The organism is Zetaproteobacteria bacterium (assembly GCA_003696765.1).
Lineage (GTDB): Bacteria > Pseudomonadota > Zetaproteobacteria > Mariprofundales > J009 > RFFX01.
Genome location: RFFX01000022.1, coordinates 1 through 24822, shown reverse-complemented (window position 1 = coordinate 24822; position 24822 = coordinate 1). Strand labels below are relative to the sequence as shown.

Below are 24822 nucleotides of genomic sequence, written 5' to 3'. Positions count from 1 at the left end.
AGGATTCATGAATGCGCACCCCGCGTGGATCTCGGCTGATGGATGGGATCGCCCGACGGGGCGAAGAGTAGCCGCGCGTGGTGGATGAGACACGCCTCCACCGCCGGGCGGTCGGGGGTGCGGCCCAGCTCGGCCATCGAGGTGACCGGCGCATCGCGCATGCCGCAGGGGACGATGCCGCGGAAGTGGCGCAACTCGGGTGCGATGTTGAGCGCGATGCCGTGCCAGGTCACCCACCTGCGGCAGCGCACGCCGACGGCGGCGATCTTGCGCCCGCCGATCCAGACGCCGATGCCACGCGGATTGCGGCCGGCGGAGAGGCCGAAGTCGGCCAGGGCGCGGATGATCATCTCCTCCAGCCGGTGGATGTGGCGGTGCAGGTCGCGCTCGGCGCGCAGGTCGGCGATGAGGTAGCAGAGCAGCTGGCCGGGGCCGTGGTAGGTCACCTCGCCGCCGCGGCCGGTGTGGTAGACGGCGATGCGGCAGCCGTCGATCTCGCGGGCGAGGATGTCCTCCTCCCGGCCCGAGGTGCCGATGGTGTAGATCGGGGGGTGCTCGGTGAGGATCAGCGCTGGCGGCGCCTGGTCGCGCAGCAACGCCTCCACCCGCGCCTCCTGCTCGGCCAGCGATTGCGGGTAGCTCTGCCGCCGGTGGCGGATGACCTGCAGAAATTGAAATCGTTGAAATCGGGGTCGGACCAAGCTAACCTACTGAATCTTCGCCGTTTATGTCGAGAAAAACGCTGTTTTCAGCGCTTAGAAGGCCGTTTTTGGGGTCGAAATCGACGCTGTAAGTGCCCTCCGGCTCGCGCAGGGTGTATGCGTCGTCGTCGGTTCGGGTGATGTTGCGGCCGTGCGCCCGCACGCCCAGTTGCTTCTGGATTTGCGCCACGAACCGAGCGCTGCCGACGGCCAGCGCGGAGGTGAACTCCGGCCGCCGCGCCATCGCTCCGCGTTCGATCGCCTGCGCGATCCATTCGCGGTGCGCCCGCCGCAGATCGGCGTCGTCCGCCGCTCCGGTCAGTGCGATCAGCCGCTCCTGGTCGATCAGGCGGTAGCGGCTGGGGGGCGACTGGATCTCGTGGAATCCGCTGTGCGGCCACTCCGACGGATGGGAAACCACGCCCGCCCGGACCATGTTCAGGTCGATGTAGGTCAAACAGCGGATCAGGTGCGCGCCACTCTCGATGGCCGTGGCGTGGTAGCGATCCTCCCAGAAGGCGCCGCGGCGCTTCTTCCTGCGATTGAACGCCTGCGCGGTCCGGCCGGCGGCCAACTGGATGCTGCGGGGAATCGGGTTGGAGTCATCGTCGACGGCCAGCAGATGGATGTGGTTGCTGGTGGCTATGTAGTTGAGGATGGTGAGATGGTAGCGCTTTTTGGCCTCGAACAGCCAGCGGATCCACTGCGCCCGGTCCTTGGCGAACCGGAGCAGGAACTCCTGTTTGTGGCAGCGGTGGGTGATGTGCCACACCTGCCCGGGGATGTGGTGGCGGTTTGCTCTGGCCACGGGCGTCGCCTCCTCGCCGCGATTGCTTAGAGTGCTCTTTTTGACGGCAAAAAGTGGGTTCTAAGCGGAAAAACAGGGGTGAAATCGAATGATATGCGCATCATTTCAATATGTTGGCTTGGTCCGACCCCGCCCTCTTACGCCCTATGAGCTGGCCGCCCATGGCCCGCTCTCAGGTGCTTACGGGAAGGTGTAGCTGGTGTTGTTGTTGGGCATGTAGAAGAGGTAGAGCGGCGCGGTCTTCTTGCCGGTGGAGAGCAGCACCACCGAGCAGCCGGCGATGGTCGGGGCTGCGGTATTGCCTTTTTTCACCTTGTCCGGGGTGGAGGGGACGAAGTTGCTGCCGGAGGTCTGCCCCTCGAAGATCAGGTAGTCCTGATTCGAGTTGTTGGTCAGGGTCAGGGTGAACGATCCCTGTGAGGTGCAGTTCGGCTGCTGGGTGGCCATTGGTGTCGGGTTGGTGACGTTGCTGCTTGAGAGGGTGGTGATGGTGGTGGAGCCGCCGTTGGGGCCGGTGGTGGAGCCGCTGCTGCCGCTACTTCCCCCGCTGCCACTGCCGCCGGTGGCGCCCAGCGTGCCGCCCCAGGTGGTCAGGTAGGAGAAGGAGGTGGCGGCGTTGAGAACATGGCGGTTGTAGACGGTGCCGTAGGAGTCGAGCAGGTCGAGCTGGGTGGTCTTGATCAGGGCCAGTGTCACCTGGCTGCCGGGGGCGATGGCCGGCATGGCAACACCGTCGATGCGGTAGCTGGCGCTGGCGGCCGGATCGTTGTTGTTGAGCACCAGGCTGTCGAACAGGTCCGCCAGGTTGATGCGGGCGATCTTGAGCATGTCGCCCTCGGTCAGCTCGGCGGGGAAGGCGCCGCTCTGGTTCCAGATGTTGTCGAAGGTGGAGGCGGCCAGCGCCCCCGAGGTCTGGGTGAGCGGGGTGGCCGGGTTGAGGTTGGAGACCACCATCACGCGGGCGTTGTAGGGCGAGGAGGTGGGCAGGGCGCTGATCGCGCCGGCGTTGGCATCCGAGACGGCGGCGGCGTACTGGTCGTAGGGCAGTGGCGCGGTGGTGTTGCCCTGGGTGAAGAAGTCCTGCGGGTAGAGGTAGATGCGGCTGCCGTTGTTGCCGTTGGTGGTCACCTTGGAGGGGGCGCTGTTCATCAGCGTGGCCAGATCGCCGGCCCAGGTGGCCTCGTTGGGGATCTTCTTGTTGTTCTGCACATAGAGCCGGAAGGCGTCGGCGATCGCGCTCAGCGCCTGATCCTCGGCGGTCTGCTTGCTGGAGGAGATCATCTGGATGGCGCTGGGGGCGATCACGGCCGCGAGGATGGAGATGACGGCGAGCACGCCGACCATCTCGATCATGCTGAAGCCGCGCGGACGGTCGAGGCTGGCAGACATGGCGATAGGCACCTCATGTGGTAGGAGTCGGCGTCAATGCTGACGGACGGTTGCGGCGCTTGCAAAAACGGCCGCGATTTCCACAATGCGCCGCCCCTCGCAAGAGGGGCCCCCGCAAGAGAGGAGATCAGGAACATGGCATTGACGGCAGAGGAGCTGGCCCAGTTCGAAGCGCAGCTGCGCGCATGGCGCGAGGAGCTGGTCGCCGGCCAGTACGAGAACATGCATCAGCTGCACGAGCAGGAGTTGTCCGCCTTCCCCGATCCGACCGATCAGGCGACGATGGAGACCGACCGCAGTTTCGAGCTGCGTATCAAGGATCGGGAGCGCAAGTTGATCCGGAAGATCGACCAGGCGTTGGAGCGGATCAGGAACGGCGAGTACGGCATCTGCGAGGCGTGTGGAGGCGACATCCGGCCCCAGAGGCTTCGGGCACGGCCGGTGACCACCTTGTGCATCGAGTGCAAGAGCGCCCAGGAGCAGGGGGAGCGCACCCACGTCTGACAAAGGCATGCGGGTGCGGGTTGGATGAATCGGTGGCGCGCACGGCCGCCATATTGTATCGGGGTTTGCAACAGTTAGGGCGCGCGGCTAGCCTTCGCCCGTACGGGGGCGTCTGCTGTCGTCGCGGCGGAGCGGCGCCGTAAACCGTCAATCAGACCAACGACACCTTTCCGGAGGGAGCCTTGAATACCATGACATCGTCCATCCCCATCTATCGCCGTCAGGGCGGTTTCACCATGATCGAGATGATCGGCGTGCTCGCCGTGATCGCCATCCTGGCGTCGATCATCGCCCCGAAGATCTTCGATGCCATCCGTGATTCGAAGATCAATGCGGTCGCCAGCAACATCCAGGCGGTGCAGACCGCGGTGGCGAACTACTACAAGGATACAGGGCAACTTCCCTCTTCCGCCAGCGATCTGGTTTCCGCTCCGAGTGGAGTGTCGAACTGGAAGGGCCCGTATCTCGACAAAGGGTTGGACAAGCTCTTCAGCGCGGTGAGCTCGGGTACGGCGGTGCTGGTCAAGGAGGCGCCGACATCCGCGCACGGCTATGCCTTGGGGACCAGTGGCACCAACAGCTACGCCAACAAGACCTGGATCATCTCGGTCGGGATCCCGAGTGTCGATCCGGCGGACGGCAAGGCGATCAGCGATGTGGTTGATGGTGATGCGAGCGGCAACTGGTATGCAGACGGAAGGATCGTACAGGATACCTATACGGCGACCGCCGCTCCAACTGTGGCGACGGATCTCTACGCATTTATCGCGGCGTTCTGATCGCTGTAGCCGGGCGTAAGGCAGCCTTCCTCTGCCTTTGACTTTGGATCGATGGAAACGGCAAGGGATGACCTCCCTTGCCGTTTTTGGTTGAACATCCGGCGACGGAAGCGGCACGGCCGGAGGGGGGATTGGCGGAGCAGCAGAGACAGCAACAGCGCAAGCCGCTCGGGGAGCGGTTGATCGATCAGGGGCTGATCACCCGCAGTCAGCTCGATCTGGCCCTGCGCGAGCAGAAGCGGCTCGGCGGCTACCTCGGCGAGGCGCTGATCGGGCTCGGTTTCATCACCGCCGATGCCCTGGCCGACGCCCTGGCCAGCGAGACCAACACGCAGGTGATCGACATCTCCTCGGCGGTGATCGATCCCGACGTGCTCAAGCTGGTGCCGCACGAGATGGCCCGCCGTTTCAAGCTGATTCCCTACGAGGTCGACGGCGACGCCATCACGGTGGTGATGGCCGATCCCTACGACGTGGTGGCCATCGACACGCTGGAAAAGCAGTGTCAGCTGCGGGTGGAGGTGGCCAGCGCCCCCGAGGGCGACGTGATGGATGCCATCGCCCGCAACTACATGCAGGGCGTCAGCATCGAGGAGACGATGGACAAGATCCTGCGCGAGGGGGTCTCCGCGCAGGAGGAGGATTCGGACAGCGCGCCGATGGTGCGGCTGGTCGACCAGCTGATCGCCGAGGGGATCAAGAACGGCGCCACCGACATCCACATCGAGCCGGACGAGAAGATCGTCCGCGTGCGCATGCGGGTGGACGGCCTGCTGCAGCGCTCGGTGCTGATCCCCAAGCAGCTGCAGCTGGCCATCCTCGCCCGGCTCAAGATCATGGCCGGGATGAACATCACCGAGAAACGCATCCCGCAGGACGGCCGCATCCACTTCCCCTTCGGCAAGCGGGTGGTCGATCTGCGTGTCTCCACCTTGCCGACGGCCCACGGCGAGAATGTGGTGATGCGGCTGCTCGATCAGGGCAAGATGGATCTCCGGCTCGATTCCGTCGGCCTCTCCAAGGTCAATCTGCAGCGGTTCCGCACCGCGATCGACCGGCCGCACGGTGTCATCCTGGTCACCGGTCCCACCGGGTCGGGCAAGACGACCACCCTCTACGCCGCGTTGGGGGAGATCAACTCCGAGGACCGCTCGATCTTCACGCTCGAGGACCCGATCGAGTATCGCCTCCCGCTGGTGCGGCAGACGCAGGTCAACCCCGAGGTGGGGCTGACCTTCGCCTCCGGACTGCGGGCGCTGCTGCGGCAGGATCCCGACGTCATCCTGATCGGCGAGATCCGCGACGGCGAAACGGCGGAGCTGGCCGTGCGCGCCTCGCTCACCGGCCATCTGGTCTTCTCCACCCTGCACACCAACGACGCCGTCGGCGCCATCCCCCGCCTGATCGACATGGGGGTGGAGCCCTATCTCCTGCCCGCCTGTCTGGCGGCGGTGATGGGGCAGCGGCTGGTGCGGCGGCTCTGCCCGGAGTGCAAGGCGCCGGTGGAGGATCCGAAGAAGGAGCTGGAAGATGCGGGTGTGCCGCTCAAGCCGGAGAGCCGGCCGAGGCTGTGGCGGGCGGTCGGCTGTGCGAGCTGCATGAACAGCGGCTACAAGGGGCGGGCGACGATCAACGAGGTGCTGCTGCTCGACGACCGCTTCCACGACGCCATCGTCCACGGCGCGACCAAGGCGGAGCTGACCCGGCTGGCGCTGGAGAACGGCATGCGCACCATGTTCATGGACGGGATCGGCAAGGCGCTGCAGGGGGTGACCACGGTGACCGAGGTGCTGCGCGTGGCGCGCGGCCATTGACGCCGCTTTCTTGCGACCCCGCCGTCGACGGCCGCCTGCCGTTGATGGCGTTGCGTTGCTCTTCGTAAGCCGAACGGAGGCATCGAGCCGTGCCGGAATACAGCTACCGGGCGGTGGACCGTGCCGGGGTCGAGGTGAGCGGCAACATGACCGCACCGGATGAGGCGGCGCTCGACGCCAAGCTGCAGCAGACCGGCTACTGGCTGATCGATGCGAAACCGAAGGCGCGGGAGGAGCAGCAGGAGCAGCGGCGCAAACGGAAGGTCCGGCGGCGCGATCTGATCCAGTTCTTCGCCGGCATGGCGCAGCTGATGAAGGCCGGGGTGACGGTGATCGATGCGCTGGAGGAGATGGGGCGCGAAGGAGGGAACGAGGGTTTCAGCTGGGTGATCAACGACATGGCGCGCAACATCCACGCCGGCGTGTCGGTCCATGAGGCGATGGCGCTCCACCCGGAGGTGTTCGAGCGGCAGGTGGTCGATCTGGTGCGCGCGGGTGAGTTCAGCGGCAACCTGATCGACACCTTCGAGGAGCTCAGACGCTACATGGAGTGGGTCGAGCAGCTCATGGCCCAGATCAAGCAGGCCAGCATCTATCCGATCATGGTGCTGCTGGCGGTGTGCGGCTTCGTCGCGCTGCTCTTCACCTTCGTCGTGCCCAAGTTCGCGGCGCTGCTCCTCGGCCTGGGCATTCCACTGCCGCTGCCCACCCGAGCGGTGATCGCCACCGGTGCGTTCATGAGCCGGTGGTGGTGGGCGGTGTTGCTGGTGGTGGTGGCGGCGGTGGCAGGCTTCCGCCAGGCGCGCCGGCGCAGCGCGGCCTTCGCCATGAAGGTGGACCACGTCAAGATGACCATGCCGGTCTTCGGTGAGCTCAACCGCATGATCGCCCTCTCTCGGTTGTCGCACAACCTCGCCGTGCTGCTCCGCGCCGGCGTGCCGCTGCTCGAGGCGCTGGAGCTCTGCCGCAGCCTGACCGGCAGCCCGTTGATCGAGCGTGGGATCGCCGCCGCCGAGGCGGAGATCGCCAGCGGTGGCAACCTGAGCGAGTCGCTGGAGCGCCACCGGATCTTTCCCCACCTGCTGCTGCGCATGATCTCGGTCGGCGAGGCCAGCGGCACGCTGGATGATGCGCTCGATTACGTGGCCCGCTACTACGACGAGGAGATTCCGGTGCGGATCAAGCGGGTCTTCTCCGTCGTCGAGCCGATGATCATCGTCACGTTGGTGGGGATCGTCGGTTTCGTCGCGCTGGCCATGTTCCTGCCGATGGTCGGCATGATGAGCGGAGCGATCAAGCACTGATGACGCCTTCGCAAGAACGCTGCTCCCTTTGCAACCGACGGATTTGTAGGGATCGCTGATGGCCAGGATTCTCGGGATCAACTGGGTCGAAGGCGAGATGCACTGCGCCTACATGGACGGCAACAAGCTGCTCGGCGCCTGGGATGCGCCCGCCCCGGTGCACGAGCTGCACGAGTTCAACCTGGCCATCCGCGACGTCTGCTCGGCGCTCAAGGTGCGGCAGGGATCGCTGATGGCGATGAGTTACGAATCGCGGCTCATCTCCCATCCCTTCGTCCACGTTCCGGTGATGAAGCGGGAGGATCTGGAGAAGGTGCTGTTTCGTCGCGCCGATCAGGAGAAGGTGTTCGAGGGGCAGGCGAGCTGGTCGTGGACGCGCACGCTCCCCTCCAAGGAGGGGGATGGCGTCCTGCTCCATCTGATGCCCCGTTCGGCGCGCAACGCCATCATCCGCATCTGCGAGGAGTTCTACCTCACCCCGGTGCGGATGGTGCCGCTGAGTGAGGTGATGGGGCGCCATCTGGTCGGGTTGACCGGAGGCGACGACCGCTTTCACATGCTGGTGGCGCTCTTCGCCAACCAGATGGAGATCATGGTGGCGCGCGGCGACGGTACGCTGCTCTTCCTGCGCGACATCAGCACCCGCTGGGGGGGCGATGCGGGGCGGGTGCAGCAGGAGGCCGAGCGCACCGCGCTCTACGCCAAGCAGCAGTTCGGCGTGACCATCGCCGTCCTCTGGCTGGCCGGCTCGGGGGCGGAGCAGGTGGCGGAGCAGATAGGCGATCGGGTCAGCGCCGACGAGGTGCGCGTCGATCCGATCGGCAACGCCGCCGCGCCGTGGGCACAGGAGGTGACCCGCCTGCCTTCGCGGTTGACCAGCAACCTGGTGCCGTGGTATGTGCAACAGCGGCCCCGGCGGCGGATGATCATGCGCGGCACGCTGCTGGTGCTCGGAGTGCTGCTGCTGTTGACGGTCGGGACGGTGGTGTCGGTGGAGCTGCTGCTGCGCGACCATCGGGAGGACGGCCGTGAGATCGCCGCGCGCATGGAGGTGGTGCAGCGACAGCTGGCCGCGCTGGAGCGGAAGGCGAAAGCGGTGGAGGAGGAGGAGCGGCGACTGCGCCTCTTCGCCCAGCTCGAGCTGCCGCAAGCGCCGCTCCTCTTTCTGCGCCATCTCGCCACGGTTGTCCCCGACGATCTGGTGCTGCGCCGGGTGGAGGTCTCCGGCCGGGGGGAGCGGTGGCCCTTCTCGCTCCAGGGGGCGGCCGGGAAGGATCCCGACCACGGGCTGGAGTTGGTCGAGCGGTTGGAGCAGGGGCTGACCGCGCCGCCGATGGCCGCGACGATCACCCTGCACGGCGCGCAGAGCTGGCAGCGGGCGGTCCAGCAGGGGGATGCCCGCTCGCTTGCGCGGCCGCTCTCCTTCACCCTGCGGGGGGAGGTACGGTGAGCGGCGACTTCGTCGAACAGCGCAGGCACTTCCGTCCGCCAGCGCCGCTGCCGGGGTTGACCGCGCGCATGGATGCGGTGATGGAGATGCTGGCCAAGCGGCGGAGGTGGAACCTGATCGCCCATGGGGTGGTGGTCGGCTTCACCCTGCTCTGCATCGCCGCGATCTGGTGGTCGCTCTCGGTGCGGCTGCCGCAGCTCCATCGTTCGACGGCCGCCTTGCGTCAGCTCGGCCAGGCCTACAGTCGGCTGGAGCAGCTCAAGCTGGCGCAGAACCGGCTGCTGGACCGGGGGGTGGCGCAGAGCATGCGCCGGCACGAACGGGAGCTCTTCGCCGACCAGCGGGAGGTGGTGGACTGGCTGCACGCCGAGATCGCCACCGCCGGGCATCAAGGGATTGCTCTGCGCTATCGGCTCGGGGCGGTGCGACCGGCGCTCGGTACCCACCGGTCGATGGATCTCCACCTCCAGTTGCGCGACCGGCGGGGAGCGCACGGTTTCTCCCGGTTGATCGGTTTTGTTTCCCGCATGCGTCACCACGGGGTGGCGCTGCACATCGACAAGCTGCAGGCGACAGGCTCGGGCCACGGCATGGAGGCGCTCGAGCTGTCGGCGCGGGTCTGGATGCGGTAGGGGCGCGCGGTGGTCAAGAAGGCGCTCAACAACCCGCTGGTGGTCGGCGTGCTGGTGCTGCTGGCGCTCGCCTTCGTGCTGCGCGACGCGCTCCATTTCTCGTCGCTGTTCGGCGGGAGCCGGCCGGCGAGGCGACAGGCGCCGCCGCTGGTGTTGACGCCGCCTAAGTCCGCCGCGGCACCGGCCCGCGCTGCTGCACCGTCGAAGGGGAAGCCTGCAGCGGGCAACCGGGCGCACCCCCGCCTGGAGCATACCGACTGGGCCCGGGTGGCGGCGGCGCCGCTGACCGGGCGCGACCCCTTTGCGCCGGCGCCGCACGGCATGCGGCCGGTGCCGCGGTCGGCGGCAACGGATGATGCGGCGGAGATGGCGATTCCCGATCTGCGGCTGCAGGCCATTGTTTCTACACAAGGTCGCTATTACGCTTCGATCAACGGGCGGGTGTTGACCGTCGGTGAGCGAATGCAAGGGTGGAAGCTGGTCGCGGTCGGGGAGCATCGGGTGCAGATGCGCGGCCCGGGCGGGCTGCTGACGCTGGATATCGATGGCGGTGCCCGGCTGGGCGGTCGGCCGATCCGGCATGTGGCGGCGGCTGCGGCAGCCCCGGCCGGGCTGGCGAAAAAGGGTGCGGTGGCGGCGCACCAGCGGATTCCGCAGGATGTGGGGGAGTTGCATATGGATCAAGATCTGTTGCGGCGTCCGGTGCGTCAGGGTGTGATCCCGGCGGCGGCGCAGGGGGTTGGGGAATGAGCAGCGTGGGCACGGGCGCCATGCGGGGCTGGTCGCTGGTCGCGTTGGCCGCCTGGGCACTGCTGCTGGTCGGCTGTGCGCACCTTGCGCCCCCCTCTTCAACGGGAGCAGCTGCGCATCATCCGGCCGCGCAGGGGCATCGAGCGCAGGGGGATCGACAGGCCGGGCGGAAGCCGGCCGGGCGGAAGCAGGCTGCCGCCGGTGCGGAGAAGCGCAGGCGGGCCGCCCCCCGGAAGCGGGAGCAGGCGGCGCCGGTGCCACCGATGGCGCTCGATTTGAAGGAGCGGCTCTTCCTCCCTGAGACGCCGGCGCCGGGAGGTGTGGCGGCGGCGGCCGATGCGCGGCTCTATTCGTTCAAGGCCAACAGCCTGCCGGTGATGCAGGCGCTGACCATGTTCGCCCGCAGCTACCATCTCAACATCATCGCCGATCCCCAAGCCATCACCGGCACGGTGACGGTGGAGTTCCACGACGTCCCCTTCGACCAGGCGATGGAGGCGATCCTGCATACCACCGGCTACCACTGGTATCGCGACGGGGCGCTGATTTTTGTCGAGCCGACCGAGACCCGGCAGTTCACGCTCGACTTCCCCGGCACCAAGGGGGAGAACCGCATCTGGGCGGGGTTGGAGGAGAAGATCAAGCCGTTGCTCACCGATGAGGGGACGCTGGTGGTGAGCAAGCTGACCGGCACCATCCAGGTTACCGACCGCCATCCCAACGTCGCGGAGGTGGCCCGCTTCATCCAGCGGTTGCGCCAGACGGTCGGCCGCCAGGTGGAGATCGAGATGAAGATCGTCGAGGTGACGCTCAACGATCAGCATGCGCTGGGGATCGACTGGAACCGGATCAACATGGGCAACCTCGCGGTGCAGTTCCAGTTCAACAGCGACACGAGCAAGAAGTTGATCCCCACTCCCTCGTTCCAGGGCTCGGTGACCTACAACACGCGGCAGAACAAGGGGGATGTACAGGCGGTGATCGCCGCCCTGGCCGAACAGGGCAACGTGCGCATCGTCTCCCAGCCTCGGATCCGTACCCTCAACAACCAGCCGGCGATGGTGAAGGTGGGGACCGATCAGTCCTTCTTCACCCGCAAGGTGACGACGATCCCCGGCACCACCACCGGGACCAGTACCCAGGAGGTGAGCTACGAGGTTTCCACGGCGCACGACGGCCTGGAGCTGCAGATCACACCCCAGATCTCCGCGACGGGCTGGATCGTGATGGATGTGGCCCCCAGCGTGTCGCGCGTGACGGTGGCGACCTCACCCGACGGGCAGACCACCGCCCCCAACACCGACGAGCGGACCATCCACTCCGTGGTTCGGCTGCGCGACGGCCAGACGGCGGTGATCGGCGGGTTGATCCAGACCACCAGGAGCGACAACGACCGCAGGATACCGCTGCTCGGTGACCTGCCGTTGCTCGGCCACCTCTTCCGCGGGAGCAGCAAGGGGAGCCGCCGCTCCGAGCTGGTCATCTTCCTCACCCCGCATCTGATCGACACCGCGCCGTCGGCGGCGGAGGCGCGCCGCTAGTGCCGCATCGGCGGGGGGGTGTGGTGCGCGCGCTGCTTTGGCTCTGCGTGCTCGCCCTGGCGTGGCCGGCGGCTGCGGCTGTACGGTCGTATGCCCCGATCGAGCCGTGGCTGGCCGCCGGCTGGCAGGCGCTGGAGCAGCGCGGGCTCGATGCGGCCATCGCCGTCTGGCAGCGGGGGGTGGACCGCCTGCCGCCCGATCGGCTGCTGCTCTCGCCGATCGGGATCTTCCCCGATCAGCTCGCGGCGTTGCGCGGCGTGCGGCGGCTGGGGGTGGAGTTCCGCGGGCTGGTGCTGCGCGCCCGCTTCCACGGTCGGCCGCATTACTTCGTGCTCTCCGCCCCCATGCCCGACGAGCTCGAGGGGGTCCGGCGCCATCTCGAAGAGCTGCTCTCCGGCGGACGGCGCCACATCTTCGGCTGGAGCGCGGCCCGTTTTCAGCCGGGCGGCTCGCTGGCGCTGGCCGGCGGCGTACCGGAGGTTGATGGGCCGGCGGCCCGAGGGAGTCGGCACGAGCGGGCCTCCGCGCCGGAGGTGACCGGCCTGGCCAGAAGCGCGCCGGTGGCGAGTGCCGTGGTACGCGCCGATCGCGGCTCCCGGAGGGTACAGGCCACGCCCGAGCAGGAGGCGCAGCTGCTCATGGGCATGGCGCGCAGCGCGCGGCAGCGCGGGGAGCGCAAACAGGCGATCGCGCTGCTCTACCAGGTGCTCAAGCGGACGCCGAACCACGCCCGCGCGCGGCTGATGGCCGGTGAGCTGCTGGTCGCCGACGGGCGGTACGACGAGGCGTGGCAGGTGCTGCGTCCGCTGCTGCGGGAGGAGTCGCTCGACTGGAAGCCGTGGTTCTGGAGCGGCACGGCGGAGCTGATGGCCGGGCGGCTCGATGCGGCGGCCGATCATCTCGACGGCGCGCTGGCCCGGGACGGGCGCATCGCCGCCGTCTGGGTGCAGCGGGCGCTGGTGGCGCAGCAACGCCGCCGTTTCGCCGTCGCCTTCCAGCTGCTCAAGGTGGCCGAGGCGATGGCGCCGAAGTCGCCGCAGGTGATGCTCAACCTCGGCTACACCCTCGATGCGATGGGGCGCCGGCAGGCGGCCGTCGACTACTACCGCCGCTATCTGCTGGCCGCCGCCGGCGACGCCCGTCGCTGGCGGGCGCGCAAGGCGGTGATCGACCGGCTGGCCCATCTGGGCGCGGGTCCGGGTGCGGGCCCGGCGGAGAAGGTCCGGGCGGGAGAGGAGTAAGAGGGCATCGGGCAATAGGTCCACGGACGGACGTTTTGCGGATCGATCGGGATATGGCGGACTACCAATACATCTACACCATGCAGGGCGTCGGCAAGGTGGTCGACGGCAAGCGGGAGATCCTCAAGGATATCTCCCTCTCCTTCCTTCCCGGGGCCAAGATCGGCGTGCTCGGCCTCAACGGCGCTGGCAAGTCGACGCTGTTGCGCATCATGGCCGGCGAGGATCGGGAGTACCTCGGCGAGGCACGTCCCGCCCCCGGCATCCGGGTGGGCTACCTGCCGCAGGAGCCGCGGCTCGACCCTGCGCTTGACGTGCGCGGCAACGTCGAGCAGGGGGTGGCGGAGACGCGGGCGCTGCTCGATCGCTTCAACGAGATCAGCGCCGCCTTCGCCGAGCCGGACGCCGACTTCGACAAGCTGATGGCCGAGCAGGCCCGCCTGCAGGACCGGATCGACGCCGCCGACGCCTGGGATCTCGACCGCAAGCTGGAGGTGGCCGCCGATGCGCTGCGCCTGCCCGACTGGGAGGCGGACGTGACGAGGCTCTCCGGCGGCGAGCGGCGGCGGGTGGCGCTCTGCCGGTTGCTGCTGTCCGAGCCCGACATGCTGCTGCTCGATGAGCCGACCAACCACTTGGACGCCGAGTCGGTCGCCTGGCTGGAGCGCTATCTGCACGACTACAAGGGGACGGTGGTGGCGGTGACCCACGACCGCTACTTCCTCGACAACGTCGCCGGCTGGATTCTGGAGCTCGATCGCGGGCGGGGGATTCCGTTCGAGGGCAACTACTCCGCCTGGCTGGAGGCAAAGGAGCGGCGGCTGGAGCAGGAGGAGCGACAGGAGCGGGCGCGGCTGAAGGCGGTGCAGCACGAGCTGGAGTGGGTGCGCAGCGGTGCCAGGGGTCGGCACGCCAAGTCGAAGGCGCGGTTGAAGGCGTTCGACGAGCTGGCCAGCCGCGAGGTGCAGGAGCGCAACGCCACCAAGCAGATCTTCATCCCCGCCGGCCCCCGGCTGGGGGATACCGTGATCGTCGCCGAGGGGGTGCGCAAGGGGTTCGGCGACCGGCTGCTGATCGAGGAGATGAACTTCCGTCTGCCTCGCGGCGCCATCGTCGGGGTGATCGGGCCCAATGGCGCCGGCAAGACGACGCTGTTTCGCATGATCACCGGCCAGGAGCAGCCGGATGCCGGGCGGCTGTTCATCGGCGAGACGGTACGGTTGGCCTATGTCGATCAGTCGCGCGATGCGCTCGACGGGGAGAAGACGGTATGGGAGGAGATCAGCGGCGGCGCCGATCGCATCCGGCTGGGGCGGGTGGAGCTCTCCAGCCGCGCCTATTGTGGGCGATTCAACTTCAAGGGGAGCGAGCAGCAGAAGAAGATCAAGCATCTCTCCGGCGGTGAGCGCAACCGGGTCCATCTGGCCAAGGTGTTGCAGTCGGGTGGCAATGTGCTGCTGCTCGACGAGCCGACCAACGACCTCGACGTGGAGACGCTGCGCGCGCTGGAGGAGGCGCTGCTCGACTTCGCCGGCTGTGCGGTGGTGATCTCGCACGATCGCTGGTTTCTCGACCGCATCGCCACCCACATCCTCGCCTTCGAGGGCGAGGGGCGGGTGGAGTGGTTCGAGGGCAACTTCGCCGAGTACGAGGCGGACAAGCGGCGGCGGCTGGGCGAAGCGGCGGTCCGGCCGCATCGGATGCGTTACAAGAAGCTGATTTGATGATGGTTTCGCAAGAAACCATCATCGCGGCCATGGACGGCCGCGCAAATCAAGAGCTTGCGTAAGCAAGTGATTGATTTGTAAGGCAATCGAAGGCCGAGCTCTTCGATTGCCGTGAAGCCAAAAAGCCCATGGACGGGCTTTTTGCGATCTCATCATTTGATGCCGACTTCGCAAGAAGCGCCGTCGTGATCACGAGCATCGAGGTTGCGGCCTGACGTTGGATGAGTCCCCCCACCGCTGGCTGGAGGAGCATGGCGATGCCCTCTTCGCCTACGCCATGCGGCAGGTCGGCGATCGCGATCAGGCCGCCGATCTGGTGCAGGAGACGCTGCTGGCCGGCTGGCGCAACCGCGAAGGGTTTGACGGCCGCGCGCGGGTGCGTACCTGGCTGACCGGCATCCTGCGCCACAAAATTGCCGACAGGTTGCGCCGGGTGGTGCGTGAGCGCGCCTTCGTCGAGGATGCCCGGGAAGATCCCACCGATCCATGGTTTGCGCCGGACGGGGCCTGGCTGGAGGCCCCGTCGGCCTGGCGTGACGATCCGGCCGCGCTCCTGGAGCGGAACCGGCTGCGCGCGGCGATCGAGGAGTGCGTCGCCCGCCTGCCCGAGCGCAGCCGGTTGCTCTTCTGCGCCCGCGAGTTCTCCGGTGAGGAGCGCGAGGAGATCTGTAAGCGGATGGGGATCTCCACGACCAACTTCCATGTGGTGATGCATCGCGCGCGTCTTGCTCTGCGCCGATGTCTCGAGGCGCGTGGCGTGGGGGTGTAGCGGATGAACCATTTTTGTCGGCAGGCGAGCCGCCTGGCCTCCGACCGGCTCGACCGGCGGCTGCGCTGGGGCGAGCGGGTGCGGCTGGGGCTCCATCTGGCCATGTGCGGCCTCTGCCGGCGCAACGCGCGGGCGCTGCTCCGGATCCATCGGGTGGTCTCCGGCGCGGCGGCCGACGAGGAGCGGTGGCGGCTGGACGAAGCGCGGCGGCGGCGCATCGCCGAGGGGCTGCCGAGGGAGTAGCAGCAGGGCACCCGTCGCCCGCTCCCCGTCACGCCGGGGCGATCAACCCCGGCGCGAACTGCGGCAACGGTGCGATCCCCATCATGGCGCAGAGGGTGGCGGCGAGGTTGGCCAGCCCCGGGGCGGCCCCCTCTTCCCCCTGCTGACGCAGCCGGGCTCCCGCGGCGCGCTGCGGGTCGAAGAGGATGCAGGGGACCGGGTTGCGCGAGTGGCGGGTGCAGGGCTCGCCGGTGGCGGTCAGCATCTCGTCGGCATTGCCGTGGTCGGCGGTGATCAGGGCGCAGCCGCCGGCCTGCTCCAGCGCCTGCAGGATGCGGCCGAGGGCGCGGTCGACCGCCTGGGCGGCGGCGACGGCGGCGTCGATGCGGCCGCAGTGGCCGACCATGTCGGCGTTGGCGAAGTTGATCAGGCCGAAGCCGTAGCTGCGCCCGGCGATCATCTCGATGGCGGCATCGGCCACCCTCGGCGCCTGCATCTCCGGTGCGTCGGCGAAGCTGATGCCGCGGTCCGACGGGATCAGCCGGTAGGTCTCCAGCGCCGGGTCGAGCGGCTCGTGGTAGCCGCCGTTGAAGAAGAAGGTGACATGCGGGTACTTCTGCGTCTCGGCGAGGCGGAACTGGCGGATGCCGCACTCGACCAGCATGCGGCCGAAGGTGTGGTCGACGCGCATCGGCGGCATCAGCTGGTTGGGCGGCAGGTTGCGGTCTTCGTCGTAGACCGTCATCGCCGCGAAGTAGCAGTCGGGCCTCCGGCCGCGGTCGAAGCCGGCAAAATCGTCGAGGACGAAGGCCTCGCTCAGCTCCAGCGCCCGATCGGCGCGGAAGTTCATCATCACCACCGCGTCGCCGTCACGTACCGGGCCGAGGGGGGTGCCGGTGTCATCGACGACGACGAACCCCTCCATGTCCTGATCGACCAGGCCGGGGTTTGCGGCGCGGAAGTGGGCGATCGCCTCCTGCGCACTGCGGAAGCGGTGGGGGCTGGCACCGTGGACGATCTGGTTCCAGCCGGCCTCGACCACCGGCCAGTGGCGGTCGCGGTCCATCACCACCCGCTCGCGCCCGCCGCCGGAGGCGATGGCGTAGTCGCGCCCCTGTTGCCGGTTGATGCGGTGAAACAGTCGCTCGATGCGCGCGACGTAGCGTTCGGCGCTCTGCACCGCCACATCGCGGCCGTCGAAGAGCGCGTGCAACCGCAGGCGGCCGACGCCGCGGGCGTCGGCGGCCTCGATCATCGCAATGAAGTGGTCGATGTGGCTGTGGATGTTGCCGTCGGAGAGCAGGCCGATCAGATGGAGGGTGCCGCCCTGCCTGCCGCACCGCCAGAGCCGCTCGGCCACCGGCGTGGTGAAGAGGCTGCCGTCGGCGATGGCCCGGCCGATGCGGGTGGAGCCCTGGTCGAGCACCCGGCCGGCGCCCATGGTCAGGTGGCCCACCTCGGAGCCGCCGAGATCCTTGTCGGAGGGCAGGCCGACGAAGCGGCCGTGGGTGAAGAGCCGGGTGTGGGGGAAGTTGGCGGTGAGGCGGTCGATGTTGGGTGTGTCGGCGCGGGCGATGGCGTCGCCGGGGCCGCCGTCACCGATGCCCCAGCCGTCGAGCACCACGAGCAGGACGATGCGGGGATGGGAGGTTCGCACTTCGGTCATCTGCAGCGGAAGGGAGGAGGAGCAACGAAAAGGGGTGCCCGGGCGGGCACCCCTCGACGCATCCCCGATGGACGCAAGATCAGGAGACGGACTTCAGCTTGGCGATGACCTCGTCCTGCTTGGCCGGGTCGCAAACCTTCTGTGGAGGCATCTTGGTCTTGGCCTTCGGGTCGCCGGTGAACTCCTTGATCGCCTTCTTGGAGTTGCACATCCACTTACGCAGGTGGGCCTCGTCCCACACCCAGGGCTCACCCTTGATGTACTTGGTGAACTTGTACTTGAAGCCGGGGAAGGTGCCCGCCTTGCGTCCGAAGACGCCGGGGATGCCGTCGCCCTTGCCCAGACCCGGGCCGACCTTCTTCTTCGGCGCGAAGTTGTGGCACGCCTTGCACTTGGCCCAGGCGGCGGCGTCGGCGGCGGTCGGGGCGGCGGCCACGGCGCCGGCCACGAGCGCGGCCGCGGCGGAGATGATCAAGGTTCTCTTCATGCGGTATGGTCCTCCTCTTTGGTCGATGGTCTGCGGCAGGATACCCGCCGAGGGGGGGAGGATACCGGGCGGGCAGGGGGGTGTCACGCGCAATGGTTCCCCCCTTCGGGGGAATTCCTTCCCACGGGGCGCTCCGGGCGGCCTTGCGACAACAGGGCACGGCGGGTGCGCACCGCCTCGGCCAGTTGGTGGAGCAGCGGCTCGGTCCGCGCCCAATCGAGGCAGGCGTCGGTGATGCTGACGCCGTATTTCAGCGGCACCCCGGGGAGGACATCCTGCCGGCCGAAGTGGAGGTGGCTTTCGATCATCACCCCGCCGATGCGCCGGTTCCCCTCGGCGATCTGGCCGGCGACGTTGTGGCAGACGTCGATCTGCCGCTCCGGCTTCTTGCCGCTGTTGCCGTGGGAGAAGTCGATCATCAGCGGGCTGGTGATGCCGGCGTGGTCGAGGGCGTTGCACGCTTCGCGCACGCTGGCATGGTCGAAGTTGGGGGTCTTGCCGCCGCGCAGGATGATGTGGCAGTCCTCGTTGCCGCTGGTGGAGAAGATGGCCGACTGCCCCGCCTTGGTCAGGGAGAGGAAGTGGTGGGGATGGGCGGCGGCGGCGATGGCGTCGATGGCCACCTTCAGCCCTCCGTCGGTGCCGTTCTTGAAGCCGACCGGGCAGGAGAGGCCGCTGGCCAGCTCGCGGTGGCCCTGGCTCTCGGTGGTGCGGGCGCCGATCGCCCCCCAGCTGACCAGATCGGCGAAGTACTGCGGGGTGATCAGATCGAGGAACTCGGTGCCGGCGGGTACCCCCAGCTCGTTGAGGTCGAGCAGCAGCTTGCGCGCCAGCCGGATTCCGCGGTTGATCTCGAAGCTCTCGTCGAGCCCGGGGTCGTTGATCAGCCCCTTCCAGCCGACGGTGGTGCGCGGCTTCTCGAAGTAGACGCGCATGACGATGAGCAGCGCATCGTCCAACCGCCTGCGCAGCGGCAGCAGACGCTGGCCATACTCGATCGCCGATTCCGGGTCGTGGATCGAACAGGGGCCGGTGACCACCAGCAGCCGGTCGTCGCGGTTGTGCAGGATCTCGTGGATCTGGCGGCGGGTGGTCCAGACCGTCTCCGCTGCACGGTCGCTGATCGGCAGCAGGGAGTGGAGGGTGTGTGGGGCCATCAGCTCGCGTACGGCGCGGATGCGCAGGTCGTCGGTTTTGTAACGGGCCTCGGCCATGGGGCGCGCAACGCTACCGGGTCGGGGGGTGGGCGCCAAACGGATGAGGTGCTTGGTGGTTCCCTCGCCGCGGCGGGATGCTAGGGTGTCGGGCCGACTGCGGATCTTGCGGGAGGTTCCGTGACGGAGACACTGTTCGACAAGGTGTGGAACGCCCACGTGGTGCGGCGGAACGACGACGGCTCGGTGCTGCTCTACATCGACCGCCATCTGGTGCACGAGGTGACCAGCCCGCAGGCCTTCGAGGGGCTGCGGCTGGCCGGGCGACGGCCCTGGCGCGCGCAGTCGGTGGTGGCCACGCCCGACCACAACGTGCCGACGCGCGACCGCGCCGGGGGGATCCACGATGCGGTCTCCCGCGCCCAGGTGGAGGCGCTTGACGCCAACTGTGCCGAGTTCGGCATCCTCGAGTTCGCGCTGGAGGACCGGCGGCAGGGGATCGTCCATGTGATCGGCCCGGAACAGGGGCTCTCTCTGCCCGGCATGACCGTGGTCTGCGGCGACTCCCACACCTCGACCCACGGCGCGCTGGGGGCGCTGGCCATGGGGATCGGTACCAGCGAGGTGGAGCATGTGCTGGCCACCCAGACGCTGCTGCAGCGCAAGCCGAAGCAGATGCGCATCACCGTCCACGGCCGGCTGGGGCGCGGGGTGGGCGCCAAGGATCTGGCCCTCTACATCATCGGCCGCATCGGCACCGCCGGCGGCACCGGCCACGCCGTCGAGTTCGCAGGCCCGGCGGTGCGCGCCCTCTCCATGGAGGGTCGGATGACGCTGTGCAATATGGCCATCGAGGCCGGCGCGCGCTGCGGCATGGTGGCGGTGGACGAGACCACCCTCGACTACGTCGCCGGCCGCCCCTACGCCCCGCGTGGGGCGTTGTGGGAGCAGGCCTGCGACTGGTGGCGGCGGCTGCAGAGCGACGACGGCGCCCGTTTCGACCGCGAGGTGGAGATTGAGGCCGACCGGATCGCCCCGCAGGTGACCTGGGGCACCAGCCCGGAGATGGTGGCGCCGGTCGACGGACGTCTGCCCCGGCTCGATGAGGCACGCGATACGGTCCAGCGTGAAGGGTGGCGCCGTGCGTTGGAGTACATGGGGCTGCGCGAGGGGATGGCGGTGGCCGACATCCCGCTGGATCGGGTCTTCATCGGCTCCTGTACCAACGGGCGCATCGAGGATATCCGGGCGGCGGCGGCCGTCGCCCGCGGCCGGCGTGTGGCGCCGGGGATCAAACAGGCGCTGGTCGTCCCCGGCTCGGGGTTGGTCAAGGCGCAGGCCGAGGCCGAGGGGCTCGATCGGGTGTTGATCGAGGCTGGATTCGAATGGCGCGAGCCGGGCTGCTCGATGTGTCTGGCGATGAACGACGACCGGTTGCTGCCCGGCGAGCACTGTGCGGCGACCAGCAACCGCAACTTCGAGGGACGGCAGGGGCGGGGCGGCCGCACCCATCTGGTCAGCCCGGCGATGGCTGCGGCCGCGGCGATCTTCGGCCGTTTCGTCGACCTGCGCACGCTGGAGGCGCGGTGATGGCCGCGCCGGATGGAGGGAGCGCTCCGCGCCGCGAGCTCGAGTGGTTTGCCAACCCCAAGCCGGAGCGCGACTACCACATCCGCATCGATACGCCGGAGTTCACCTGCCTCTGCCCCAAGACCGGTCAGCCCGACTTCGCCGAGATCCGGCTCGACTACGTACCCGATGCGCGCTGCGTCGAGCTGAAGTCGCTCAAGCTCTACTACTGGAGCTTTCGCGACGAGGGCCATTTCCACGAAGAGGTGACCAACCGCATCGCCGATGACCTGATCGCGCTGCTGGCGCCGCGCTATCTGCGGGTGGAGGCGATCTTCAACGTCCGCGGCGGGATCCGCACCACGGTGGTGGTGGAGCACGACCGGGCGTGATCGCCTTTCGCAAGATGGTGGCCCAGGGCAATGATTTCGTGATCATCGACGGGCGCGGGCAGTCGCTGCCGGAGTTCGGCGCGGAGCAGGTCCGCCGCTGCTGCGACCGCCGTTGGGGGGTGGGGTGCGATCAGCTGCTGCTGCTTGCCGCCCACCCACGGGCCGACGCGGCGATGCGCATCTTCAACCGCGACGGCAGCGAGGCGGGGAACTGCGGCAACGGCGCCCGCTGCGCCGCCGACTGGCTGATGCGCGTCGATGGGCGTGCGCGGGTGCGCATCGCCCTGGCCGATCGGACGATCGAGGCGTGGCGTGATGGGGAGGCGGTGACGGCGGAGATGGGGGACGCCCGCCTGCTCGATTGCGACGCCCACCACTGCGATGTCGATCTCGGCAATCGGCATCGGGTCTGTTTCGATGCGGCAGCGCAGTTCGATCCAGCGTGGAACTGCGAGATGATCACCGGTTCGGGCGAGGGGAGCCTCTGGATCGAGGTGGTGGAGCGCGGCGCCGGGCGCACGCCCGCCTGCGGGACGGGTGCCTGTGCGGCGGCGGTCGCCTGGTGGGCGCGCACCGGACGGGCGGCGCCGCTGCGCGTGGTGATGCCGGGGGGGGCGGTCGAGGTGTCCGGCACGCCGGAGGCGTTGCGTCTGCGCGGTCCGGTCGTCGAGGTCTTCCATGGCGTGCTCTCCGTCGACAGCCTGGATCGCTCGGTGTCACCCACACGCTCCGTGCACGGGACGTGCGGCGCTCGGAGCATGGAGTGATGCATACCCTGTTCGAACAGGATGCCCCTTCGCCGGGGGTGCTCCACTTCATGCTCGATGCGGCCGCCCGACTGGAGCTGGAGCGCGATCTCGGCGGCATGCTCGATCGGGTGCTCACCTTCGCCCGGCAGATCACCGGCGCCCGCGCCGGCAGCCTCTACCTGGTGGAGGGGGATGCGCTCGCCTTTCTCGCCTGCCAGAACGACGAGATCGACATCACGCAGTTCATCACCCTCGACCGTGACGATCCGCATACCATTCCCCGCTCCGAGGAGAGCATCGCCGGCTACGTCGCCCTCCGCGGGGAGCCGCTGCTGATCCCCGACGTCCACGCCATCCCCGAGGATCGCCCCTACCGCTTCTATGCCGCCATCGACCGGAAGAGTGGCTTCCGCACCGACAACATCCTGGCGGTGCCGCTGCACCACCCCAACGAGGGGGTGATCGGGGTGATGGAGCTGATCAACCACTGCCTGATCGATCCGGAGCACTGGTCGATGGGGCTGGTGCGCCACTTCGCGGTGCTCTGCGCCTCCTGCATCGTCAACATGAAGATGGAACGCGCGCTGGAGGATGCCTATCTCGAGACCATCTTCCGTCTGGGCATCGCCTCCGAGTACAAGGACGACGACACCTACGCCCATGTGCAGCGCATCCGCCACACCTCGCGCATCATCGCCGAGGAGATGGGCTGCTCGGAGGAGGAGCAGCACGCCATCTTCCACGCCTCGGCCATGCACGACCTGGGGAAGATCGGGGTGCCGGACGCCATCCTCAACAAGCCGGGCAAGCTCAACGCCGAGGAGTGGAAGACCATGCAGAGCCACGCTGCGATGGGTAGCGCCATCCTCGACGGCAGCGAGGCGGAGCTGCTGCGGGTCTCCGCCCGCATCGCCGGCTGTCACCACGAGCGGTGGGACGGCGGCGGCTATCCCAACGGCCTGGCCGGGGCGGAGATTCCGTTGGAGGCGCGCATCGTGGCGGTGGCCGATGTGTTCGACGCGCTGGTCAACGAGCGTGCCTACAAGAAGGCGTGGCCGGTGGAGGATGCGGTCGGGCTGATCAAGGCGGAGAGCGGCAGCCACTTCGATCCGGCGGTGGTCGACGCCTTCCTCAACCGGCTCGATGAGATCGTCCGCGTGCAGCGCCACTACCAGGGGAAGCCGCCGCGGGTGTAAGCAGGCACCCGCCTGTTGTGGCAAAACTCCCCACCATTCCCCACCGCGGTCGCCGTCGTGTTCCGCCCAAGCTACGCCCGTATGCACTGTCGGTGTAACATCAAGGAAAATATGGAATAAACATCCTCCCGCGCTGGTGACGCCACGCTGGCGCTGCCATCGTTCCGCCCGCAGGATCGCCGTCTGGCGGGGGATATGGTGGGGGTCGGGGGGTTGACACGCCCTTCCTGCTGGCGACTCTTGGCGGTTCGTGGGAAAATGTGGGGAGGCGGCCTCCCCGCGATACCGGCAAGTTGGAGCGTGGCGGCAGCGGGATGTTCGAGGGTGAGTACAACGTTTCCCTGGACGACAAGGGGCGGGTGAGCATCCCTGCGCCCTATCGCGAGGCGCTGCGCCGTGGTTACGACGACCTACGGCTGGTGGTCACCCGCGACTACGACGGCTGCATCTCGCTCTATCCGCCGCGTGAGTGGGAGCGCACCGTGTTGGCCGAGGTGCGCCGCCGCCCCTTCAACGATCCGTGGGCGCGCGCCCTGCAGAGCTTCATGATCAGCGCCGCGGTCACCTGCACCCCCGACCGGCAGGGGCGGATCCCGATCGCCCAGTCGCTGCGTGCCTACGCCCAGTTGCGCAAGAAGGTGGTCTTCAGCGGCGGGCTGACCCACTTCCAGTTGTGGGACGAGGCGCGCCGCGCCGAGAAGCTGCAGCGCGATCTGGAGATCCTGCGCGCGCCGGCTCCTCCTCTCTCCGTTGGCTGATGCCGGCCACATCCCCGTCCTCGCCGAGCCCTTCGTCGCCGCCCTCGCCCATCGCCCCGCCGGGACGGTGGTGGACGCCACCTTCGGTCGGGGCGGCCACAGCCGGCGGCTGCTCGCCGCGCTGGCACCGGCCGGGCGGCTGGTGGCGCTCGATTGCGATCCGGAGGCGGTGGAGGCGGGGCGGGCGTTGCAGGCCACAGATCCCCGCTTTTGCATCGTCCACGCCGACTTCGCCGATCTGCCGCAGGTGCTCGACCGGCTTGGCATCGATCGGGTCGATGGCGTCGGTTTCGATCTCGGCCTCTCCTCGCCCCAGCTCGACCGCCCCGAACGGGGCTTCTCCTTCGAGCGTGACGGGCCGCTCGAGATGCGCATGAATCCCGGCGAGGGGGCCTCGCTGGCAGCCCGGCTGGGCAAGGTGTCGCGGCACGAGCTGGCCGGAATCATCCGCCGGTACGGCGAGGAGCGCTACGCCGGGCGGATCGCCCGCCGCATCATCGAGGCGCGCGACGCAGGAAGGCTGGGCTCCACCCGGGCGCTGGCCCGGGAGGTGGTCGCCGCCCTGCCGGCTCGGGCGCGCCACGGAGCGCGCCGCCATCCCGCCACCCGCACCTTTCAGGCGCTGCGCATCTGGGTCAACGACGAATACCGCCGGCTGGAGCAGGGGCTGGAGGGGGCGATCGCCCGCCTCGCCCCCGGCGGGGTGGTGGCGGCGATCGCCTTCCACTCCGGTGAGGACCGCATCGTGCGTGACCGCATCGAGGCCCACGTCCACCCCTGCATCTGCCCGCCGCAACTGCCCCGGTGCGTCTGCGGCCGGCAGCCCGACATGCGCTGGCGGCGGAAGAAGCCGCTGCGCCCTTCGGCGGAGGAGGTGGCGGCCAACCCGCGTGCCCGCTCCGCGCGGCTGCGCATCGCCGTCCGGGTGGATGATGGGGCGTGAGCGTGCCGCCCTCGTCGTCGCCGGCCTGATGGTCGCCCTGCTCGCCGGCGTTCGGGTCTGGGTGTCGCACGCCCGCTACGACCTCGCCCGCCAGTCGCGCCTGCGGATGGGGGAGCTCTCCGAGCTGCGCTACCGGGTGCACCAGCTCCGGCTGGAGCGGACGACGCTGATCCGTCCGGAGCGGTTGCGGGTGATCGCCCGCGACCGGCTCGGCATGGTGCCGCCCGCTCCCGACCGGGTGATCGGCCGATGAGCGGCCGGGCGGGTGGGGGTGGGG

The 24822-nt window shown here is 68.6% G+C and carries 25 protein-coding genes; 19 read left to right on the top strand and 6 right to left on the bottom strand.

What is annotated here, in order from left to right; genetic code table 11:
- Nucleotides 1–5 precede the first annotated feature (5 nt).
- The 3 genes from lipB to D6682_02230 form a co-directional block, all read right to left on the bottom strand.
- Nucleotides 6–668: a lipoyl(octanoyl) transferase gene (gene lipB, locus D6682_02240; protein ID RMH52316.1), complete on the bottom strand. Its 663-nt coding sequence runs from the start codon at nt 666–668 to the stop codon at nt 6–8.
- 34 nt (nt 669–702) lie between these two features.
- Entirely contained in the window at nt 703–1509 is an 807-nt protein-coding gene (locus D6682_02235; GenBank protein ID RMH52297.1) for a transposase, read from the bottom strand.
- Nucleotides 1510–1689: 180 nt separating this feature from the next.
- Entirely contained in the window at nt 1690–2898 is a 1209-nt protein-coding gene (locus D6682_02230) for a type II secretion system protein (GenBank protein ID RMH52296.1), read from the bottom strand.
- 135 nt (nt 2899–3033) lie between these two features.
- On the opposite strand from D6682_02230, the gene dksA reads away from it, so the two are divergent.
- From dksA to D6682_02170, 12 genes are all read left to right on the top strand, one after another.
- Nucleotides 3034–3402, top strand: a complete 369-nt coding sequence (gene dksA / locus D6682_02225) for an RNA polymerase-binding protein DksA (GenBank protein RMH52295.1) — start codon at nt 3034–3036, stop codon at nt 3400–3402.
- A 191-nt stretch (nt 3403–3593) separates the two neighbouring features.
- On the top strand, nt 3594–4181 hold the full coding sequence (locus D6682_02220) for a prepilin-type N-terminal cleavage/methylation domain-containing protein (GenBank protein ID RMH52294.1): 588 nt from the start codon (nt 3594–3596) through the stop codon (nt 4179–4181).
- 77 nt (nt 4182–4258) lie between these two features.
- Nucleotides 4259–5995, top strand: a complete 1737-nt coding sequence (locus tag D6682_02215; protein ID RMH52293.1) for a type II secretion system protein GspE — start codon at nt 4259–4261, stop codon at nt 5993–5995.
- 89 nt (nt 5996–6084) lie between these two features.
- The gene (locus tag D6682_02210) at nt 6085–7299 is read left to right on the top strand and encodes a type II secretion system F family protein (GenBank protein RMH52292.1); all 1215 of its coding nucleotides are present in this window, start codon (nt 6085–6087) and stop codon (nt 7297–7299) included.
- A 58-nt stretch (nt 7300–7357) separates the two neighbouring features.
- Entirely contained in the window at nt 7358–8749 is a 1392-nt protein-coding gene (locus D6682_02205) for a hypothetical protein (protein RMH52291.1), read from the top strand.
- Complete coding sequence (locus tag D6682_02200) at nt 8746–9381, top strand: hypothetical protein (protein RMH52290.1); 636 nt, start codon at nt 8746–8748, stop codon at nt 9379–9381. Before D6682_02205 ends, D6682_02200 begins: the two co-directional genes overlap by 4 nt.
- A gap of 9 nt (nt 9382–9390) precedes the next feature.
- On the top strand, nt 9391–10131 hold the full coding sequence (locus D6682_02195) for a hypothetical protein (protein ID RMH52289.1): 741 nt from the start codon (nt 9391–9393) through the stop codon (nt 10129–10131).
- Nucleotides 10128–11672, top strand: a complete 1545-nt coding sequence (locus D6682_02190) for a hypothetical protein (protein RMH52288.1) — start codon at nt 10128–10130, stop codon at nt 11670–11672. The genes D6682_02195 and D6682_02190 overlap by 4 nt, the downstream gene beginning before the upstream one ends.
- Nucleotides 11673–11692: 20 nt before the next feature.
- Nucleotides 11693–12913, top strand: coding sequence for a hypothetical protein (locus tag D6682_02185; GenBank protein RMH52287.1), 1221 nt, complete (start codon nt 11693–11695; stop codon nt 12911–12913).
- Nucleotides 12914–12966: 53 nt separating this feature from the next.
- On the top strand, nt 12967–14637 hold the full coding sequence (gene ettA, locus D6682_02180; GenBank protein ID RMH52286.1) for an energy-dependent translational throttle protein EttA: 1671 nt from the start codon (nt 12967–12969) through the stop codon (nt 14635–14637).
- Nucleotides 14638–14857: 220 nt separating this feature from the next.
- The gene (locus tag D6682_02175) at nt 14858–15409 is read left to right on the top strand and encodes a sigma-70 family RNA polymerase sigma factor (protein ID RMH52285.1); all 552 of its coding nucleotides are present in this window, start codon (nt 14858–14860) and stop codon (nt 15407–15409) included.
- A gap of 3 nt (nt 15410–15412) precedes the next feature.
- Entirely contained in the window at nt 15413–15652 is a 240-nt protein-coding gene (locus D6682_02170; protein ID RMH52284.1) for a zf-HC2 domain-containing protein, read from the top strand.
- 28 nt (nt 15653–15680) lie between these two features.
- Here D6682_02170 and D6682_02165 read toward each other — a convergent pair whose 3' ends face one another.
- The 3 genes from D6682_02165 to D6682_02155 form a co-directional block, all read right to left on the bottom strand.
- On the bottom strand, nt 15681–17297 hold the full coding sequence (locus tag D6682_02165) for a 2,3-bisphosphoglycerate-independent phosphoglycerate mutase (protein ID RMH52283.1): 1617 nt from the start codon (nt 17295–17297) through the stop codon (nt 15681–15683).
- A gap of 79 nt (nt 17298–17376) precedes the next feature.
- Nucleotides 17377–17784, bottom strand: coding sequence for a cytochrome C (locus D6682_02160; protein RMH52282.1), 408 nt, complete (start codon nt 17782–17784; stop codon nt 17377–17379).
- An 83-nt stretch (nt 17785–17867) separates the two neighbouring features.
- Nucleotides 17868–18998 carry a 3-deoxy-7-phosphoheptulonate synthase gene (locus D6682_02155; GenBank protein RMH52281.1) on the bottom strand — a complete coding sequence of 377 codons (1131 nt, stop codon included), beginning with the start codon at nt 18996–18998 and terminating at the stop codon, nt 17868–17870.
- 120 nt (nt 18999–19118) lie between these two features.
- Here D6682_02155 and leuC point away from each other — a divergent pair, with 120 nt between their 5' ends.
- The 7 genes from leuC to D6682_02120 all read left to right on the top strand — a co-directional run bounded on the left by leuC (nt 19119) and on the right by D6682_02120 (nt 24798).
- A complete protein-coding gene (gene leuC, locus D6682_02150; GenBank protein RMH52280.1) occupies nt 19119–20528 on the top strand; it encodes a 3-isopropylmalate dehydratase large subunit in 1410 nt (469 codons plus the stop codon).
- A complete protein-coding gene (gene queF, locus D6682_02145) occupies nt 20528–20899 on the top strand; it encodes an NADPH-dependent 7-cyano-7-deazaguanine reductase QueF (protein ID RMH52279.1) in 372 nt (123 codons plus the stop codon). The genes leuC and queF overlap by 1 nt, the downstream gene beginning before the upstream one ends.
- 14 nt (nt 20900–20913) lie before the next feature.
- On the top strand, nt 20914–21666 hold the full coding sequence (gene dapF, locus D6682_02140; GenBank protein ID RMH52315.1) for a diaminopimelate epimerase: 753 nt from the start codon (nt 20914–20916) through the stop codon (nt 21664–21666).
- Entirely contained in the window at nt 21642–22844 is a 1203-nt protein-coding gene (locus tag D6682_02135) for an HD domain-containing protein (GenBank protein RMH52278.1), read from the top strand. The genes dapF and D6682_02135 overlap by 25 nt, the downstream gene beginning before the upstream one ends.
- Nucleotides 22845–23158: 314 nt before the next feature.
- On the top strand, nt 23159–23602 hold the full coding sequence (gene mraZ, locus D6682_02130; GenBank protein RMH52277.1) for a division/cell wall cluster transcriptional repressor MraZ: 444 nt from the start codon (nt 23159–23161) through the stop codon (nt 23600–23602).
- Complete coding sequence (gene rsmH, locus D6682_02125; GenBank protein ID RMH52276.1) at nt 23595–24545, top strand: 16S rRNA (cytosine(1402)-N(4))-methyltransferase RsmH; 951 nt, start codon at nt 23595–23597, stop codon at nt 24543–24545. Before mraZ ends, rsmH begins: the two co-directional genes overlap by 8 nt.
- Entirely contained in the window at nt 24532–24798 is a 267-nt protein-coding gene (locus D6682_02120; protein RMH52275.1) for a cell division protein FtsL, read from the top strand. The genes rsmH and D6682_02120 overlap by 14 nt, the downstream gene beginning before the upstream one ends.
- The last annotated feature ends 24 nt before the right edge of the window (nt 24799–24822 follow it).

Excerpts from the sequence above, each read along its gene's own strand:
- D6682_02230 (RMH52296.1), bottom strand. The coding sequence starts at position 2,898 with ATGTCTGCCAGCCTCGACCGTCCGCGCGGCTTCAGCATGATCGAGATG.
- dksA (RMH52295.1), top strand. The coding sequence starts at position 3,034 with ATGGCATTGACGGCAGAGGAGCTGGCCCAGTTCGAAGCGCAGCTGCGC.
- D6682_02220 (RMH52294.1), top strand. The coding sequence starts at position 3,594 with ATGACATCGTCCATCCCCATCTATCGCCGTCAGGGCGGTTTCACCATG.
- D6682_02205 (RMH52291.1), top strand. The coding sequence starts at position 7,358 with ATGGCCAGGATTCTCGGGATCAACTGGGTCGAAGGCGAGATGCACTGC.
- D6682_02190 (RMH52288.1), top strand. The coding sequence starts at position 10,128 with ATGAGCAGCGTGGGCACGGGCGCCATGCGGGGCTGGTCGCTGGTCGCG.
- ettA (RMH52286.1), top strand. The coding sequence starts at position 12,967 with ATGGCGGACTACCAATACATCTACACCATGCAGGGCGTCGGCAAGGTG.
- D6682_02170 (RMH52284.1), top strand. The coding sequence starts at position 15,413 with ATGAACCATTTTTGTCGGCAGGCGAGCCGCCTGGCCTCCGACCGGCTC.
- D6682_02165 (RMH52283.1), bottom strand. The coding sequence starts at position 17,297 with ATGACCGAAGTGCGAACCTCCCATCCCCGCATCGTCCTGCTCGTGGTG.
- D6682_02160 (RMH52282.1), bottom strand. The coding sequence starts at position 17,784 with ATGAAGAGAACCTTGATCATCTCCGCCGCGGCCGCGCTCGTGGCCGGC.
- D6682_02155 (RMH52281.1), bottom strand. The coding sequence starts at position 18,998 with ATGGCCGAGGCCCGTTACAAAACCGACGACCTGCGCATCCGCGCCGTA.
- queF (RMH52279.1), top strand. The coding sequence starts at position 20,528 with ATGGCCGCGCCGGATGGAGGGAGCGCTCCGCGCCGCGAGCTCGAGTGG.
- dapF (RMH52315.1), top strand. The coding sequence starts at position 20,914 with ATGGTGGCCCAGGGCAATGATTTCGTGATCATCGACGGGCGCGGGCAG.
- mraZ (RMH52277.1), top strand. The coding sequence starts at position 23,159 with ATGTTCGAGGGTGAGTACAACGTTTCCCTGGACGACAAGGGGCGGGTG.
- D6682_02120 (RMH52275.1), top strand. The coding sequence starts at position 24,532 with ATGATGGGGCGTGAGCGTGCCGCCCTCGTCGTCGCCGGCCTGATGGTC.